The 18913-nt window shown below is 35.8% G+C and carries 14 protein-coding genes; 10 read left to right on the forward strand and 4 right to left on the reverse strand.

All coding sequences use genetic code 11. The annotated features are described in order from the left end of the window. Window positions 1-104 precede the first annotated feature (104 nt). From EGI24_RS07060 to EGI24_RS07105, 10 genes are all read left to right on the forward strand, one after another. On the forward strand, window positions 105-1826 hold the full coding sequence (locus tag EGI24_RS07060) for a cellulase family glycosylhydrolase (RefSeq protein WP_255047662.1): 1722 nt from the start codon (window positions 105-107) through the stop codon (window positions 1824-1826). A 4-nt stretch (window positions 1827-1830) separates the two neighbouring features. Continuing rightward, on the forward strand, window positions 1831-3207 hold the full coding sequence (locus EGI24_RS07065) for a S41 family peptidase (protein WP_255047663.1): 1377 nt from the start codon (window positions 1831-1833) through the stop codon (window positions 3205-3207). A 158-nt stretch (window positions 3208-3365) separates the two neighbouring features. Then, entirely contained in the window at window positions 3366-3980 is a 615-nt protein-coding gene (locus EGI24_RS07070; protein ID WP_255047664.1) for a DUF4159 domain-containing protein, read from the forward strand. 6 nt (window positions 3981-3986) lie between these two features. Beyond that, window positions 3987-4958, forward strand: a complete 972-nt coding sequence (locus EGI24_RS07075; RefSeq protein WP_255047665.1) for a MoxR family ATPase — start codon at window positions 3987-3989, stop codon at window positions 4956-4958. A 24-nt stretch (window positions 4959-4982) separates the two neighbouring features. Further along, complete coding sequence (locus EGI24_RS07080) at window positions 4983-5849, forward strand: DUF58 domain-containing protein (RefSeq protein WP_255047666.1); 867 nt, start codon at window positions 4983-4985, stop codon at window positions 5847-5849. After that, a complete protein-coding gene (locus EGI24_RS07085) occupies window positions 5840-6991 on the forward strand; it encodes a BatA domain-containing protein (protein ID WP_255047667.1) in 1152 nt (383 codons plus the stop codon). Before EGI24_RS07080 ends, EGI24_RS07085 begins: the two co-directional genes overlap by 10 nt. Continuing rightward, window positions 6988-9147 carry a hypothetical protein gene (locus EGI24_RS07090; RefSeq protein WP_255047668.1) on the forward strand — a complete coding sequence of 720 codons (2160 nt, stop codon included), beginning with the start codon at window positions 6988-6990 and terminating at the stop codon, window positions 9145-9147. Before EGI24_RS07085 ends, EGI24_RS07090 begins: the two co-directional genes overlap by 4 nt. A 1-nt stretch (window position 9148) precedes the next feature. Next, a complete protein-coding gene (locus EGI24_RS07095; RefSeq protein WP_255047669.1) occupies window positions 9149-10747 on the forward strand; it encodes a hypothetical protein in 1599 nt (532 codons plus the stop codon). 82 nt (window positions 10748-10829) lie between these two features. Then, window positions 10830-12161, forward strand: a complete 1332-nt coding sequence (locus EGI24_RS07100) for a GntP family permease (RefSeq protein ID WP_255047670.1) — start codon at window positions 10830-10832, stop codon at window positions 12159-12161. 23 nt (window positions 12162-12184) lie between these two features. After that, window positions 12185-13270: a DUF2891 domain-containing protein gene (locus EGI24_RS07105; RefSeq protein WP_255047671.1), complete on the forward strand. Its 1086-nt coding sequence runs from the start codon at window positions 12185-12187 to the stop codon at window positions 13268-13270. A gap of 120 nt (window positions 13271-13390) precedes the next feature. On the opposite strand, the gene EGI24_RS07110 is transcribed toward EGI24_RS07105, so the two are convergent. The 4 genes from EGI24_RS07110 to aroB form a co-directional block, all read right to left on the reverse strand. Then, entirely contained in the window at window positions 13391-16153 is a 2763-nt protein-coding gene (locus EGI24_RS07110; RefSeq protein ID WP_255047672.1) for a PQQ-dependent sugar dehydrogenase, read from the reverse strand. Between the two features lie 395 nt (window positions 16154-16548). Beyond that, on the reverse strand, window positions 16549-17106 hold the full coding sequence (locus EGI24_RS07115; RefSeq protein ID WP_255047673.1) for a DUF4136 domain-containing protein: 558 nt from the start codon (window positions 17104-17106) through the stop codon (window positions 16549-16551). 2 nt (window positions 17107-17108) lie between these two features. Then, window positions 17109-17663 (reverse strand): DUF4136 domain-containing protein, encoded by a 555-nt coding sequence (locus EGI24_RS07120; protein WP_255036338.1) that lies wholly within the window; start codon window positions 17661-17663, stop codon window positions 17109-17111. Between the two features lie 114 nt (window positions 17664-17777). Next, window positions 17778-18806 (reverse strand): 3-dehydroquinate synthase, encoded by a 1029-nt coding sequence (gene aroB, locus EGI24_RS07125; protein ID WP_255047674.1) that lies wholly within the window; start codon window positions 18804-18806, stop codon window positions 17778-17780. Window positions 18807-18913: the final 107 nt, after the last annotated feature.

Below are 18913 nucleotides of genomic sequence, written 5' to 3' on the forward strand. Positions count from 1 at the left end.
ATTCTAATGGCATAATTAAAATTAATTTGATCATTTATTTCAAAAAAGAACCAAACAAAAAACCAACATTATCAATATTTTTGTAAACAAAATAAAAGCATAAGATGTACAAAATCCTAGTGGTATTCGTCCTGTACTTTCAAATGGCCACCGCACAATCACCCATACATGACCTCAACAAAAAACTAGGAAAAGGAATAAACATGGGGAATATGTTTGAGGCACCGTCAGAAACCGAATGGGGAAATCCATTTAAAGATGATTATTTTACTCGAATAAAAAGCCAGGGATTTAATCACGTAAGAATACCTATCAGATGGGATGTAGCCGCAAGATGCCAACAAACTGAACCATTCACCATTAATGCTAACTTTTTAGAAAGAATTAAAACTGTTGTGGATTTGGCAAAAAAAGAAAATCTTTTGGTAATCATAAACATGCACCACCATGAGGCCATATTTGCAAATCCAGATGCACAAAAAGCGAAGTTTTTAAGTCAATGGACTCAAATAGCCACCTTTTTTAAAGATTATGATTCAAACCTGCTGTTTGAAGTCATGAACGAACCAAACACTAACCTCACACCAGATAAATGGAACACTTTTTTTGCTGAAGCACTTTCTGCTATTCGTAAAACCAACAAAACTAGGGCCGTTTTAATGGGAACGTCAAATTGGGGTGGACTTGCGGGTGTTTCATCGCTCAAAATACCTGCCGACGACAACATCATACTTACTATACACTATTACGACCCTTTCAATTTTACACACCAAGGGGCCGACTGGGTAGATGGCTCTACCCCATGGCTGGGTACAAAATGGGAAAACACTAACTTAGAAAGGGACGAAATAATTGGACAATTTAAATACTTAAAGGAATTTGGCAATCAAAATAACCTTCCGATTCATATCGGAGAATTTGGAGCGTTTTCAAAAGCCGACTTAGAAAGTAGGGTACTTTGGAGTAATTACCTCGCCCGATGGTTTGAACAACAAGGTTTTAGCTGGGCTTATTGGGAATTTAGTGCAGGTTTCGGAATTTACAATCCCTCAACTGGCCAATATCTACAACCTCTATTGGACGCTTTGGTCCGAAATCCAATTTCAGCCGCAAAAGAAATCAAAACCAACACTATTTACGAAAGTAACTTCACCTCAAATACCAACAATTGGAACTTATACCTTCAACCCTCAGCTACTGCAAACCTTGTAATTAAGGAAAACTTTGCAAACATTGAAATAAAGAAATCTTCCACTGAGGGATGGCATGTACAATTTGTAAAAAATGACATCCCGCTAAAAAAAGGAAAAAGATACTTAGTGCGATTTGAGGCAAAATCTGATACCGATATAGGCATAACCAACTATATTGGCCTAGCTTCTGGTACTTACAGTGCGTATTCAAGCTACAAAGGTTTCACTTTGACTAGCAACGAGACCAAATTTACCTATAGTTTTGTAATGACCTCACCAGATGACCCAAAAGCAAGAATAGTTTTTGATCTTGGTCTTAAAACTGGAAACGTATCCTTAAAAAATATCAAAGTTGAAGAAGTTCAAGACTCATCAAGTGTTTTATTATCAATTTCTAGCGAAAATAAAGTCCAAGTTTTTCCAAATCCAGTTTCTGACGAACTACACCTAAGCGAAATTCAAGAATTTTACCTACTCCATATTTACGACCAGCTTGGTCGAAAAATTCTCCAAAAAGACATTTCAAACCTAAAATCTACAAAACTTGACCTCAAAGAACTTCCACAAGGCGTATATTATTTGTACCTTTTGGGTTCAAAAGAACCAGAGAGCTATAAACTTTTTAAAAATTAAATAAATGCACCGCAATTTTATAAAAGTTCTATGTGCGATTTTGCTGCTTGGAAATTTTTCTTGCAGTAGAAAACCCATAGATATTAACCCCATAAACAACAACCCTAAGGATTCTACCATTACAATAGTTCCATCTAAATTTCTAAAAGAAAACAACTGGATTTATTCGCAAATGAAAAAGTATTATCTATGGGAAGAGGCCATGCCAGTAGAAGCCAAAACTGATAAATACTTAGAACCAATCAAATATTACAAATCGCTCATAAATGAAAATCAAGATTGGTTTTCATATATGAAAAGTGACAAAAACGACGTTTTGAACTTTTGGTTGGGCACACCAGTAGGATACGGATTTAGATACAAAACTTTTAAACCAGACCCATTAAAAGACCAAATATTTCTGGCGATTTCATTGGTAGCACAAAATAGCCCAGCAGAAAAAGCGGGCCTATACAGGGCAGATATTATCCAGAAGATAAATGGAAATACGATTACTGAAAATAATATTTTGACACTTTTAGCCCAGCCGAATATCGACATAACCTGGCTAAATACTTCAGACGAAATCAAAAATGCCAATATCGCAAAAACTGGCTACAAAGTAAAACCCATTTATGACTTTAGGGTGATCGAAACTGGAAAACAAAAAATTGGTTATTTGGCTTTTACACAATTTCTCCATGATATCGATCCAGAACTCAGAGCCGTTTTTGGCTATTTCAAAAACCAGAAAATAGATGATTTCATACTCGATTTAAGATTCAATCCAGGAGGATTTACACCAAATGCAGAAGTTGTAGGCTCTTTGATTGTTAAAAATCTAAATCCAAATGAGAAAATGTTTGGAGGCCACATGAATAAAAACCAAACACTCGAGGCTCAAAGCAAACCTGATGGAAATAAAGACGGAAGAAACTGGACAAATGAAACTTTTAATTTAAATACGCTCAATAGAGTTTTTGTAATAACCTCAAAATCAACGTCTTCTTCATCTGAATTGGTAATAAACTGCCTAAAACCGTATATGGAGGTGATTTTAATCGGAGACAATACCATGGGTAAAAGCGTAATTTCGACCATCATAACAGATGAAACTGGCCAACTACCTTTGGTTCTTATGCCTGCCTATTCAACCTTGGAAAACTCAAGAGGGGAAGCTATTTATGCAAGAAAAGAAGGATTTATCCCGAATTATGTGGTTCAAGATGATGTTTTGCCTTATTATCCCATCGGAAATCTCAATGAAACGCTTTTGAAAAAAACACTTCAAATAATTAACAATACCATAACCACCGATGTAATAGATTCAAACCATTACAAAGTGAACTTCATGGATAGGCTCCACCATTATGATAGTTTAACGCCGTTTGTATCCAACTAAAATTTAATTTAGCTGAAAGCATAAATTTTCTTTTTATTAAAAAAGCAACAAAAAATATAATTTGTCGTCATTTAATCTCCATTCGTCAAGTTTTTGAAGGTTAAATAAGCCTTTTTTATTAAGTTTAGTGGTTTTTTAATTCATCTGAAAAAGCAAACTTGAAACCTTTCGTATTTACACGTATTCAATATAACTCTGGCGACTGGGATACTGACCAACGTATGCCTAGTAATATCTTGAATTCGCTTGTCGAATATACAACCATTCCGATAGACGAAAAAGAACGAACCATTTTTCTGACTGATAAAAACCTATTCCGAAGTCCAATCTGTTATTTAAGTGGACACAAATTAGTAGAATTTTCGAGTATGGAAAGAGATAACCTGCATCGGTACATACAAAATGGAGGATTTCTTTTTGTGGATGATTGCAACCATGATATAGATGGACTTTTTGCAAAATCGTTTGAGCAGGAAATCGGGAGAGTTTTTGGACAAAAAGCCTTGCAGAAAATCCCAAATACGCATCCAATTTACCAATCTTTCTTTGAATTTGAAGGCCCTCCTACCACAAGTTTTGAGCTCAATGGCTGGGGTGACGACCTCGTTCATGATTATCTAAAAGCAGTAACGGTAAACGGAAGAATAGGAATTTTATACTCAAACAAAGACTACGGCTGCGAATGGGACTATGATTTTCGCAACAAACGCTGGCTGGCCGAAGACAACACCAAGTTTGGTGTGAATATTATCAACTATGCATTAACACATTAGAATAAATTGGAAACCAAAGAACAATACAAATCGCTGGTAGAGAAATTGCCGCTCTTAAAAAAAGAAATTGCCAAGGTAATAGTTGGGCAAAACGAAGTTATTGAGGAAATCTTAATCGCTTTTTTGGCAGGGGGACATTGCCTACTCGAAGGCGTTCCAGGATTAGCAAAAACCTTAATGGTAAAGACGATATCTGAGGCTTTAGAGATGGAATTCAAAAGAATCCAATTTACGCCCGATCTTATGCCAGGCGATATTATTGGAACCGAGATATTGGAAGAAGACCACGAAACTGGAAAGAAATTCTTCAAATTCAACAAAGGCCCTTTGTTTGCTAACATAGTTTTAGCAGACGAAATAAACCGTACGCCACCTAAAACTCAAGCTGCCCTATTGGAAGCTATGCAAGAATATAAAGTGACTTACGGTGGTGTAAATTATGATTTAGACAAGCCATTTTTGATTATCGCTACCCAAAATCCAATTGAGCAATCTGGAACCTACCCCTTGCCTGAAGCTCAATTAGACAGATTTTTGTTGTTTATAAAACTCTATTATCCTTCTGAAACAGAAGAATTGGAAGTGTTAAAGTCTACGACTGCTGTGAAAAAAAATACAATTAACAGTGTATTTAACGCACTGGATATCATAGCCTTACAAAATCTCACTCGCCAAGTTCATATAGACGACAGCTTGATAGTGGAAGTAAATAACCTAGTAAGAAATTCGCGACCACAGAATTCTACTTCAGAGTTTGTAAAAAAATGGTGTGAATGGGGTGCAGGACCTCGAGCGGGCCAGGCATTGATACTTTGTGCCAAAGCCAGGGCTGTGGTAAAAGGTAGATTTTCGGTAATTCCCGAAGACATTCATACGCTGGCATATCCAGTTTTAAGACATAGAATTTCGCTAAACTTTCGTGCTGAAGCCGAAGGAATAAGCACCGATGATGTCATAAAAAATTTATTGAAATCATAAAGCAAACTATCTCATAAGCTACGCATGTCTTTAGCCCAAGACCTAAAAAAAGTCAATAACCTACAGCTCGCTGCCAAATTGGTGAGTGATCAAGTAGTGCTTGGGCTTCATAATAGCAAAAGGTCAGGCACTGGGGCAGAGTTTGAACAATACCGACATTACAGACCGGGTGACGACCCAAAGAGTATAGACTGGAAGCTTTTTGCCCGTACTGAAAAACACCAGGTAAGAGAATCAGCCACTGAAAGTACACTCACTATCAACTTCATTATTGACCTATCTGGCTCGATGAACTATGAAGAAAAGGGCGTTTCTCGGCTATATTTTGCCAAAATATTACTCGCATCTTTCGCCTATCTGGGTTTTAAGCAGAGTGACAACATGAATCTTTTTGGCTTAAAAAATGGCAAATTGGAATTGTTGGCTAGCCAAGGCAAACAAAGTTTTCAAAAAATACTTTATGGCCTAGAAAATGCTAAAGCAGAAGGAAACTGGAATTTTGAGAAAATAAATTTTCCTGAATTTCAATCAAAAAATAAAGAATTATTGATATTCGTCTCCGACTTCTTTCAAACAAACAGTGAGTTTTATCAGCTCGTGAATCTATGGTCGAGGCCTGGAAAACAACTTTTACTCTTTCAAATTCTTGGTGAAAAAGAAGTTAGCTTTGAATGGGATGAAGTTATCAAATTTAAAGACTTAGAAACTGGAAAAAGTATAGAATTAAGTCCTGAGGAAACAAAAAACGCATATCTGAAATCCTTTCATGGTTACCTAGATGATTTTGAAAATGAGCTAAAAATTGAAAATGTCCATTTTTACAGGTGTCAACTCAATGACCCAATAGCTGAAGTATTGAAAAACTCTCTCAAAAAATTAAAATGGAGCTAATAAACCCAAATGTTCTTTGGGGATTAGCTGCTATAGCTGCCCCAATTTTGATTCACTTTTGGAATCAAAAACAAGCCAAAAATGTGGATTGGGCAGCTATGAAATGGTTGGTAGAAAGCCAAAAACTAAAAGCCAAAGGATTCAGGTTTGATGATTGGTTACTATTAATTCTAAGGATTTTAGCCATTGCATTATTAGTTTTAATAATTGCTAAACCTCTCTTAAATAAATTAGGAGAAAATAACGAGACTCCACTTGGTAAAATTCATGTTGTAGCAAAAGACAAAGCAACTACGGAGAATTTTAAATTCGAAATAAATGAGGCTTTAACCAAAAAAGAACCTGTATTTTGGATTGACAATCTCAATAAAAACATTGAGAAATTAGAAGCCAATTTTGTAGAAAAAGAAACGTATATTTCTGATATTCAAAACATTGCAAATAATAAAAAAATAGATTTTTCAAAAAAAATTCTTCACCTATATTTACCTAATGATATAAATTTAGGAGAAAACCCAAATCTATATTTACCAAGAAACTTTGAAGTTTTCTTTTCAAATAAAACCCCAAAAGAAGAAGGTAAGGCTCTGTCAACCAATGAATATATTTATGTAGATGCTGATAAAAAACTAACGAATAATAGCACCAAACCATCGAAAAAAATTATTGAGAAAAAAGAAATAAAAGTTGCCATAAATATCACGAATCAAACAGAAAACAATAATGCGAAAGCAGCTTTTGAAGCCATAAAAGAAGTTTATGGATTTCCATTTATTTACGTAAATCAAAGTCCAGAAATAGTTATCGGTGATCAAATTGAAAAATACAAAAATGCTGAATTGATAATTTTATTAAAAGGAAGTCAAAATACTGCCAAAAACGTGGTGTTTCTCAATGAAAATCTAAAAGCTGGAAGTGTATTCAGAGCAGAACTACCAGAACAAATACTTGAAATTCTTTTGAATCATTATCAATTGCACTCGCAGAAATCGCCATTGAGCAAGCAACAGTTAAGGCAGGTTTTTAAAGAGCATATAGGCAAAAAAACGAATGATAAAATACTTATTGACAAATACTTATGTTTGTTACTTTTAGGAATTATAATAACAGAGCGTTGGATATCACTAAAAAAAAATAAATGAACAGAATAAGTAATACAGTTTCCAAAATAGCCATCAGGTTGTTCTTGATAGACATGCTGAAGTGCATTTTTGTAGGCCTTGCTTCTTATTTCGTTTTAAACTACTTTATTCAAAATAAGTCGCTATCCATTTTAGGTGCAACCTTTGGATTTGTTGCATTGGGTTTTTATCTAAACATTTGGAAAAATAAAAAAGAAGCTGCCAAAAAATTTGTTCATCAACACAATCCAAAGCTAGAACACAGCCTTTCATTATTAGAGAAAAAGGAGCTAAACGTAGTGGAAATCATGCAAGTGGATAGAATCATGGACACAAAAATACAGCTCCCATTGAAGCTAGATAAGGCATTCTGGATTTTGTTATCGGTAGCCATTTTGAGTTCCGGATTTTCATTTATTCCAAAAAAACTGAAAAGCCTAAATTTGCCAATCGCAAACTTGCTTGATACAACCGAGAGTAGTTCGGCAGTAAAACAGCCAAAGTTCAACTCTTCCGTTCTAAAAATTACACCTCCAAAATATACTGGATTGAGCCAAAAAACTTCTGCCAACCTTAATGCGGAAGTAATAGTAGGTTCCAACCTCGAATGGATTGTGAAATTTGATAATTCACCAGAGGTCTCAGTTGTTTTAGAAAATGCCAAGGGTAAAAGCTTGGAATTCATCAAAAGTGGAGACAATTACCTACACATTGATCAAATATTACACAGCGGTTTTTATTCTATCAAAGCATTTCAAAAAGACTCATTAATATATCAATCAGCGTTTTACAGAATTGAAGCTTTGCCCGATAATCCTCCAAAAATAGAACCAGCCTCCAAAAATCTGTATACAATCCATCAAATGAAAGACCCGAAAACCATCCAAATTTCAGCAAAAATATCTGATGATTTTAAGGTGAGTCAAGCTTATATTGTAGCTACTGTAGCCAGGGGGTCTGGTGAAAATGTAAAATTCAGAGAGGCAAAGTGGCCAGTGGGAAGTACAAATTTTCAATCTGCCAATATCTCCAAAAATATAGATTTAAAAGCACTCAACTTCAGCCCTGGAGATGAATTGTACTATTATTGGGCTGCAATTGACAACAAACAGCCTGAACCAAATTTCACAAAATCAGATACTTACTTCGTGGTTTTCAAAGACACAGCTTCAAAAGATGAATCTGATTTAGCCACCATGGCCATGAATATTCTACCAGAATACTTCAGAAGCCAGAGACAAATAATCATTGATACCGAAAAGCTCATAAAAAAACGCAGTAAAATTAAAACTGCCATGTTTAATTCAGAATCCAATGAAATCGGATATGACCAAAAAGTGCTTCGGTTGAGATATGGACAATATTTAGGAGAGGAATTTGAAAATAGTATTGGAGCAGCTCCGCATGAAGAGGAAGATGGGGACTTCATGAAGGGTTTTGTACATGCCCATGACACTGAGGAACAGGAGGATAACCACGGGCATGAGGAACATGGACATGAACACGCACATGCTGTAGAAAATCCGAACACAAACCAGGATCCTTTAGCTGCCTTAATGGCCGAATATGTGCATTCCCATGATGATGCAGAAACCAACACTTTCTATGAGCAATCGACCAGGAGTCTCTTAAAAATGGCTTTGGAGCAAATGTGGCAATCGGAACTTCACTTGAGACTTTACGAACCAGAAAAAGCCTTACCGTTTGAAAACAAAGCACTTGCCTACTTAAAGGAAGCTCAACAAAAAGCCAGAGTTTATGTAAAGAAGACGGGATTTGACCCGCCTCCAATCAAAGAAAAAGAGAAAAGACTCACAGGTGAACTGACCAAATTCAATGCAAAACAAAATATCAGTAAAGTGTTCTTTGAAGACGAAACCAGACTATTGGCCGCTTCGATAATAGATATTCTTGAAAAAGAAAAGATTGATAATAAGGATAAGCAAAAAATGCTAAGACTTGGTCAGGCATTATCGGAATTGTCCAACATAAAAGGCTCTATTTTGAAGGATATTCAGACCATAATAAACGCCAAAAACGTAACAAAACAGCAGAAAGAAACGCTAAAAAATAGCTTATTGCTCATCTTAAATTTCGAAAATCAGAAAAATAAAGGAGGAAAAACCACCATAAATAATAAGGAATTGGAAACAGCTTTCAGAAAAAACTTAAAGTAAATTGTCAGAGAACATACAACATATTACCCTTATCACATTGCTAATCATATTGTTAGCTACTCAATTGTATGGGACTTTAAGTCAAAAAAATCTCAAAAGGAAATACACCAAACTAACGCTCAACATCTTGCTTTGGATATCTATTGTCATTTTGATATTTCCGCCAACGACGAACAACAATAAGTATTTAGTTAAAATTGGAATTAAGGATGAAATAGTTTCTCCAGATTTTGAAAAAAAAATAAAGGACAGTTTAGGCCTTAAAATGGTGGTTTCGACTAGCAAATTTGAAAAGGAATATGCCGATAAAAACCAAGAGGTAAAATTAATTGGTCAAAGCTTTAATCCAGAGTTTTTGAGTTTACTTTCTGACAGAAAAGTAGAATTTTTACCGGAATTCCAACAAAATGAAATCCAAAACCTGAACTGGCGAGCAGTCGTATTTCAAAACGAAACCCAAATGGTAAACGGATGGTTAGATTTAGAAAAAGCAGGTACATTAAAACTAAAATATGGAAGTCAAATACTTGATAGTGTGAAACTTGAAAAAGGAAAACAACACTTTAACCTGTCATACCCATCATTTTCAGTAGGTAAAACTAACATCAGTTTAAACCTTGAAGAAGAAACAATTTCTGAAATAAAGTATTATTCAAGGACATCTCCTAAACTAAAAATCCTTGTTTTGGCAGAAAATCCAGACTTTGAAACGAAAATGTTATCGGAGTGGCTAGGAAAAAATGGACATACCGTTGATGTTGAAACAATCATTACCAAAAACACACAAAACAAAACGGTCATAAATCAAAATAAAGATGCTAATTATAATATTGTTTTTACTACTCCAGCTAGAGCCAATAATCCCGTTTGCCAAAAAACTTTGAAGGCTGGCGGCGGCGTTTTTGTTTTCAATTTGACAGAAAACGACCTTTCAATTGTCAATAAATCATTCTCCGAAAACTTTGAAATTCAGAGAATTAGCCAAGAAACAGAATCTAAACTACCAAACGATTTAATTGGTATCCCCTTCGGCTTAAAAGAAAACAAAAACCAACAAAAATTCAACAAATGGCCAATTTCCGTATCAAATAAAAGAGTTGGAATAACCTTAATATCTGAGACCTATCCCCTACTACTTTCTGGCGATAGTATTACTTATCGGCAAATTTGGGGAAATGTGCTGCAATTTTTGCAACCAGTTCAAAAGAATAATATAGAAATAGCAGCTCCTATTGTTTCTGGTCTTTGGACGAACATAAAATTTAATAATTTCGATAATTCTTCAGCGATTTTCAAAACGACAAACGACACTATTTTCACTAGAATTTCGCCTATCAATTCGAAAACGCGAATGGGAAAATACGTATTTAGACAAACTGACTGGCAAAAAATAAATGATAGTTTAGAAGTATTTGTAGAAGTCAATGCTAAACCATATTTAAGTTTCATGCAGACAAAATCCATAATCAATTCTTACGATTCCAAAATGACTGCACATACTTTCCAATCAAATAGTAGTTTTGAAATTCTACCCGATTGGTTGAGATTAATTTTATGTATTATCCTGTTTATTGTGGTTTGGATAGAGGCAAAATGGTGAAACAAATTGATAAAACTTTGTTAACTTTTGGGTTTGCCACCAATTATTGTCATCTTAGTAGTCCAAAAATACCCAACCTTAAATGATTCTAATTATCGTTCTGATTGCAATTGCTTTCATTGTGCTGTCTTCTACGGTTTTCAAAATTCACCCACTGGCCGGACTGCTGATTGCGGCTCTGTTTGTGGGCATTTCAGCTGGCCTACCCATTGACAAATTGGCAGAAACCATAGGCAAAGGATTTGGGGATTTAATGACCAAAATAGGCTTAATGGTGATTCTCGGTTGTGTAATTGGGGCAATTTTGGATAAATCAGGAGCTGCTATAAAGGTAGCGGACTTAATCATTGATTCTTTTGGAAAAAAATATCCCACTTTCGCCATGTCTATCATCGGGGCTTTGGTAGGTATCCCCGTTTTCTGCGATTCAGGCTTTATTATACATTCTAAACTCAATAAAATAGTCGCTCAAAAATCTAAAGTTCCGCTAGGAACCATAGCTATTGGGCTCTCAGGAGGCCTTTTTGCTACCCATACTTTAGTGCCACCAACACCAGGACCATTATCAGCTGCTGGAAATTTAAATATTTCTGATTCTATTGGCTTGGTAATTATCATTGGTCTCGTAGTTTCTATACCAAGCTTATTTTTGTCCACTTGGTTTGCCAATAAATTTGCAAAAAACCTTACTTTAATATCAGAAGATGAAGAAAATATAGCCATTCAAAATCACAAAAAATTACCTTCGGCTTGGTTGGCATTTATGCCCATTTTGTTGCCTATTTTATTAATTTCATTGGCCTCATTCGCTAAAATATTACACTTTCCAGAAACCGTCACAACATGGTTGAGTTTTATTGGTAGTCCGTTGATTTCATTTTTACTTGCTATATTTCTTTCTTATTTTCTTTTTCCTGAGAAGCCCTCAGAATGGCTTTTAGAATGCTTCAAAAGTGGAATAAATCACTGCGGAACTACCTTGGTTTTGGTAGGTGCTGGAGGAGCTTTTGGTGCTGTTTTAAAAGAAACCTCACTTAAACAAACGATGACCGATTGGCTTATAAATAATCAAAGTTCTGGTCTATTATTCTTACTTTTTGCTTTTTTAATTGCAGCATTTTTCAAAACTGCCCAAGGTTCTACTACTTCGGCTATGGTACTCTCTTCAAGCCTCTTAGCTCCTATACTAATATCTGTAGGATTCACTCAAGCATTTGAGCTCACATTACTTTTGATGGCCATTGGTAGCGGTGCAATGGTGGTTTCACATGCCAACGATGCATGGTTTTGGGTGGTCTCTCAATTTACTGGAATCAGCCAAAAAGACGCTTTCAAAACGCACACGCTATTGACGGGCTTACAAGGAATTGCGAGTTTCATTACCGTGTGTTTATTATATATTATTTTCAATTAAGCATTAAAAAAACAACTAAACGCATGAAAATATTAAAAATAAGAATTCAAATATTTTTACTTCTTCTTTTAATAATAACAAAAACTCAGGCCCAAACCAACGCCCTCTTCACTCAGGAAACTGCGGAAAAACTGGCCACATTGCCTTTGCATTGTATAACTCAGGAATTTCCCAATAAAACAGGACACAGCTCCGATGGGGCAGCTGATCACAAGCTTCTTCCTTCTGACCTACACCCGAGTTTTTATGGATGTTTAGACTGGCACTCCAGTGTGCATGGCCACTGGATGTTGGTGAAATTACTAAAAACCTTTCCTGACTTAAAAGATAAAGCTAAGATTATCAAAACCTTAGAAAGCAGTTTTCAGTCCGAAAAAATTAAAACAGAGGCTGAATACTTTACCAAATACAAAACAACCAAGACTTTTGAAAGAACATACGGTTGGGCATGGATACTCAAACTCGATCAAGAATTATTAACTTGGAACGATCCTATTGCTCAAAAATGGCATAAAAACTTGCAGCCACTAACCATGGAAATAGTAAGACTTTGGTCAGAGTTTTTACCTAAACAAACTTATCCAAATAGAACAGGCGTGCACCCAAATACCGCCTTCGGATTATGTTTTGCACTCGATTGGGCAATCGCTACTAAAAATGACAATTTTGAATTGGCGGTTATTGCTAAAGCGAATGAATTTTACTATGAACAAAAAAATGCACCTGCATATCTAGAACCTGATGGCTCTGATTTTCTCTCACCAAATTTAGAAATTGCAGATTTAATGCGTAGAATTATGCCTCCTCGCGAATTTGAATCTTGGTTTAAAACTTTTATGGAACCAAAATCGATCACAAATATCCTGAAAATGCCAGTAGTTTCAGACAGAACTGACTTTCAAATTGTTCATTTGGATGGTTTAAGTTTGAGCCGTGCTTGGTGTTTAAAAGGTATAGCGAAATCTTTAGATAAAACTAATCCTTTAAAAGTGAGGTTCGAGAAAAAATCTCAAGAGTTTCTTGAAAAGACTTTACCCAACGTAACCTCTGGAAATTATGGTGGTGATCATTGGTTAGCTTCTTTTGCTGTTTATGCCATTTTTGATTGAAACCATTTTGTTTTTGATAGAAGAGTTGGCATTTAATCCATCAGTATTATTTTACCGAAAAAATTGACAATAAAAAAAGCACCAAACTGGTGCTTTTTTTATTGCCTAATTCTCTAAAGACTATTGAAAAAATCCAACTTCTGTCAATTGAAGTATTACATCAGTTTTGGCGGCTTTCTCGTTTCTGAACACCAAATAAACGTCATGTTTTCCATTTACACTTTGGTTTAAGGTCAATTTAGCTTTTCCAGAACGATTGCGACTCCATTCAGCCATATTCGTACCAGCAGGTGGTCTTTCAAAGCCTAATTCTTTCAAACCCACGTATTCCGAAGTTGCCAAAAGTGGTCCGTCTACTTTGTCGAGTCTTAGCTCTACTTTACCGCCAACAGCCCCATTTCTAGCACTTGCTTGAACATAGGCTATAATTTCCTTGATTGAAGTCAAATCAATGTTTTTGTAATATCCATAAGACTTATCGCCAACCAACGAAAACGAATACCCAGGAGTGGTTATTACCTGCGTGCCAAATGAGCCATTCAGATCTTGAGGACGAAGATAATTTGGACGCAAAATTACCAATTTCTCATTCAAAAGAGCCTTGGTTTTCATGGCTCCCTTGTCTTTATAAGCTGCTCTTAAAACAAAACTACCTGCAGTATTCTCATAAATTGGGTTTTCAGGTTTTACAGTTCCAGTTAATGCCAATTTAGATACATTGGCATTATTTGAAGCAAGGCTAAAGATATAATCTGCCATACGTTTAGCATTTACTTCGCTCAAGTCTGGGTGTGCACTCATACCATGTTCTCCCCAAACACCACTACCACCTTCTTTGATTTTTTTCACTAAATACGTCATATTTTCAGGGGTATTTGGATATTTATCCGCTACGGCTTGGTAGCTAGGTCCAATAGATTTTGTCGTATACTGGTGGCAAGATTTACAGTCAGAAGCCTCTATCAAGTTGCGTCCCACAGCATAAGAAGCCATATCATCAGCACTTTTTTGTTTGGCCGCAATTTCTATTGGATCAAAACCTTGTGGCAAATAATCGAACGTTACCGCCACTTCCTCAGGTTTAATTTTATCGCCATCTTCTTTGTCTTTTACCTTCACTTTATAACCAATAGGATTTTTTCCAAAGTAAAAGGTCTGATTAGAAGCTTCAAGTTCAATGTCTACTTCAGGTGCAGTATTTCCAGCTGTAACCGGTAAAGAAATACTGTTCTTAGCACCTTTGGTATCTGTTACTTCAAGTGTTACCGTAAAGTTTCCAGCAGTTTTAAAAATGAAATTTGGTTCTTTACCCACTAAATTCGCAACGATTGCTTTCTTTGAATCAGCAATTTTCCATTTGTAAGTCAATTTACCAGCATCTTCTGGGTCAAAGTCATTCGAGCCTTCAGCTGAAAACTTAACTGCTAAGGGTAATGCACCAGAAGTTTTATCAGAAACAGCCACAACATTTGGTCTTCTATTTCCAGCGTTGTATTCTATTTTCACCAATTTCGAATTGTCATTACCTCTAAACCAGGCTGAACCGTACTCCAGCACATACATATCGCCGCTTGGACCAAAATCCATGTCGATGGCAGAACTAAAGTTCATGTCTGGCAATACTCTTTCCATTGATACATAATCACCTTTCTCGTCCATGGTAACTGCCATTATCCATCCACGCATAAACTCAGTAATAAGCCATTTTCCTTCATAATAATCAGGCCAAGGTCTTGGAGCTGTTTTGAAATCGGCTTTTCTAAACACTGGGCCCCCTGTAGCACTTCTTCCGGAAGTACCTACCAATGGGAAATCAGTTGAAGGTCCATAAGGATAATAAATCATTGCAGGAACTGGCTTAGGCAAATTCACCAAACCTGTATTGTTAACTGAGTTGTTTACTGGGTTATTTACATCGAAAGGTTCACCATAAGTGCCGTCAGAAGAGTTGTATTTTTTATAAGGAAAGTTTTTCCCAATAAAATATGGCCATCCAAAAAAACCTGGGCCCTTGGCTTGGTTAAACTCATCATATCCTCTTGGTCCCCAAGTAGAATCTTTGGAGGCATCTGGGCCAACTTCGCCCCAATACAAAAAGCCAGTTTTTGAATCCAAAGAAGGTCTCCAAGCATTTCTATGACCCATGGTATAAATTTCAGGACGGGTTTTGGCTGTGCCAACTGGGAATAAATTGCCTTTTGGAATGGTATATGTCCCGTTGGCTTCTGGATGAATTCTCAATATTTTACCTCTCAAATCATTTGTATTACCAGGGGCTCTTTGATCATCTTCATTTTCCTTTCCTGGAGTTTCTACCAAGTTTGAAGATCCTTGACGTGGATTTACAGTATTATTCCCCACTGTCAAAAATAAGTTGCCCGCATTGTCCCAAGTCATACCACCACCAGTGTGACAACACTCTTCTCGCTGTGTTATTACATCCAATACTTGCTTTTCAGAAGCCATATCTAATGTATCGTTTTTCAAAGTAAATCTAGACAAAACATGTTTAGACTGCTTTGGATGGGCATAATATAAATAAACCCAACGGTTTGTTGCAAATTTTGGATCAAGACTTACACCCATCAGTCCTTCTTCGGCTTCACGTGTTTGGCCTTGTTTGTTGGTATATTTGGTGTTAACGGTTATAAAACCCGCATCCAAAACTTCCTTAGTTTTTTCATTGATGATTTTCACACCACCTTTCCTTTCTACCACAATAATCTTATTTCCTGGCAAAAAAGCCATTTCCATTGGCTCATCTAAACCTTCAGCCAAAACAACTTTCGTGAATCGATTCCAATCTGGAGGAGCAGGTTTATCAGCTAAAAAGCCAAACCAAGCCAAAACGCTTAAAAACAAAGTAGAGAAAATCTTAATCATAGAAATAGGTTGATTGAGTTTGAAAAATCCAAATTTACCATCATTTTATTATAAAGATACAATTATTAGATATATAGGCTTTTTTATTAGATGATTAGGAAGTTTTGTGGGGTTAGTTATGTAGAAAAACAAAATGCTACTCATATTTTTGGCATTGTATTTTGCTCTAAAAAAAACTTATATAAAGAAGAAAAAATAAAAAGATGTTCTCCTTCCCTAGAGATTTCAAATAAGCTAAATAAACAAGAGAAGTTGAAATTTCTTGAAAATCATACTTGTTAACTAATATTATTTATCAAAGTATGGAGGATACTAGCCTAAATCACAAATAATTTTGGCCATAACACGAGTTTAACGTAGTTAGAAAAACCTTTCTTATCTCACAAAGACCCAATTTACATCGTCTTATTCAACTTAGATTTTTTCCAAGCCGCATCTGTAGCAAAAAGCGGATATTCAGTAAAAATATTGGCCACAATATTTTTGAAATAACTCTTTTTGTGCGAGTTATCATTGAAAATGCCGTTGGCGTATCCTCTCCAAACTATTTCTGAAGTGGTACCTTCTATCAACGAAATCATTAAAGTGCCTTGTTTAAGATTATATCTAATGGCCTTGTATGAATCGTTATCAGTGTTATTGTTAAGCCAAAAATTCATGCTGGGCTGGTCGTAGCCCGTATATTTTATGGCGTCGTAATAAACGAAAAAATTAACAAACAAATCGGGTTTTTCATAAGTAAAAACATAGCCTCTGGCTGCCATTTGCTGTTTTATAGCTTGTTGTACATCCTCACAGATATAATTGGTATCTCGCTGGCATTCAACAAATGAATAGGTTTTATAGTCTGTAAAACCTAAGGAGTATTTGTAATCGTGCTCTATGAACACTCTATTCCTCAAGCAACTTGTTGAAATCACTGAAATTAAAAGCAATACAAATAACTTGTTCATGATTACATTTCGGTAATCTTCCTAGGTTTTTCTCCTGCAGCAAAGAGCGGATATTGGTCAAATATACTTCTGACCACTGAACGATAGTAGTTTACTGGCTTGTTTACTTGCTTATTAAAGACACCAGAGGCGTAACCTCGCCAAATCAGACGGCTACTTTCGGCATCTAAAAGAGACACCAAAATCATTCCTCCCCCAAAGTTGTAGGTTTGGACTTTGTAGGTTTCGTCATTCTCGTATCTGTTTACCCATCGTTCCATAGAAGGTTGAAAATAGCCTTTATAACCCACTCTGTCTTTGATGATACTGTAGCTTACCAAAAGTCCTGGTTTTTCGTCAGTCATTTTGTAACCGCGGGCTTTCATTTGTCGGCGAATGGCATCTTGGATTTCTGAGCAAATGTCTGAGGTGTCGATCTCGCAATTGAGAAAATTGTAACTGGTGTAGGTAGTAAAGTCGGTGTCGTAACTGTAGTCGTTGTCAACCATCAACTTTAGAGAATTGCAACTAGTAAGACCTACAAACACAAAAAAAGTCAAAATAAAGATTTTTTTCATTCGGGTAATAAGTTTAGAATTCCAATACATACGTAAAACCAACAATATCAGTTGCTTGTTTAAACAAATTTTGCAAAAAGAATTCCAAAATGCAAGTCTATGCCCGAAAAGGTTTTAGTAGCCGCAATAATAATTCAAGGCTTTCAGCATTTCTGACTTGTTAATGGCCACATCAAATTGACATGAGCCAATGCCATCTAGTAAGGAGGCTTTTACCACATTCCCAATATTTTTTTTATCTTGAAGCGTCAGTTTTACTATGGCCTCCATGTCTTCTTTTCTAATTTTAACACTTCCGTACACGGCAAAAATAAACTCTTCTATTTGTAATAAAGTTGGCTCATCAATGAGTTTTTTGACAAAAGAAATATATGCCTCTGCTATCATTCCTGCAGCAATCGCCTCACCGTGGAGCAATCTATCTTTGCCTTTGTCAAGATAAAATGTTTCAATGGCATGCCCCAAAGTGTGTCCAAAGTTCAATATTTTTCGTAAACCTTTCTCGGTTGGATCTTCAGCAACGACTTGTTTCTTTATTTCTACAGAATGTTGAATCAAATCCGCCAAATTCTGATTTTCAAGATCAATAGTCTTTATTTCATTCCATTTGTTTCTATCTCTAATCAAACAGTGTTTTATTATTTCCGCAAATCCCGATCGAATCTCGTTATGTGGAAGAGTTTTCAAAAAAGTATCGTCTATAAAAACCGTTTTTGGAAGTGTAAAAACACCAATATGGTTTTTAAAACCTTTAAAATCAATACCTAATTTTCCACCAACGCTGGCATCAACTTGCGAAAGTAACGTGGTAGGTATTTGAATAAAATCTATCCCACGTTTATATGTAGCCGCACAAAAACCTCCCATATCGCCTATTACCCCGCCGCCAAGATTAATCAAAAGAGCATGTCGATCTAGCTCATTTTGTGTCATTTCTTCCCATATCTGTTGGCAAGTGTCCAAGTTTTTAAAATGCTCACCTGCCTTGATGGTAATCACTTTATGAGCTGGAAGATTGTCCTTTACTAATGGATAGCAGTTTTTTTTGGTATGATTATCCACCAATACCATCACTTTTGAGTATGAATTCTGTGCAAAAAACTGAGAAAGACTATCTGAGATTGGGCTAATGATTACTGACATCGTGTTATATTTTGCAGCAAAATTAAGGCTATTTTTGTTACAAAGCTGATTTCAATAGCCAAAATTACAAACAACAAATAATTGAATAAACTAAAGATACCCTTTAT

It is taken from the genome of Lacihabitans sp. CS3-21, assembly GCF_024343675.1.
Lineage (GTDB): Bacteria > Bacteroidota > Bacteroidia > Cytophagales > Spirosomataceae > Leadbetterella.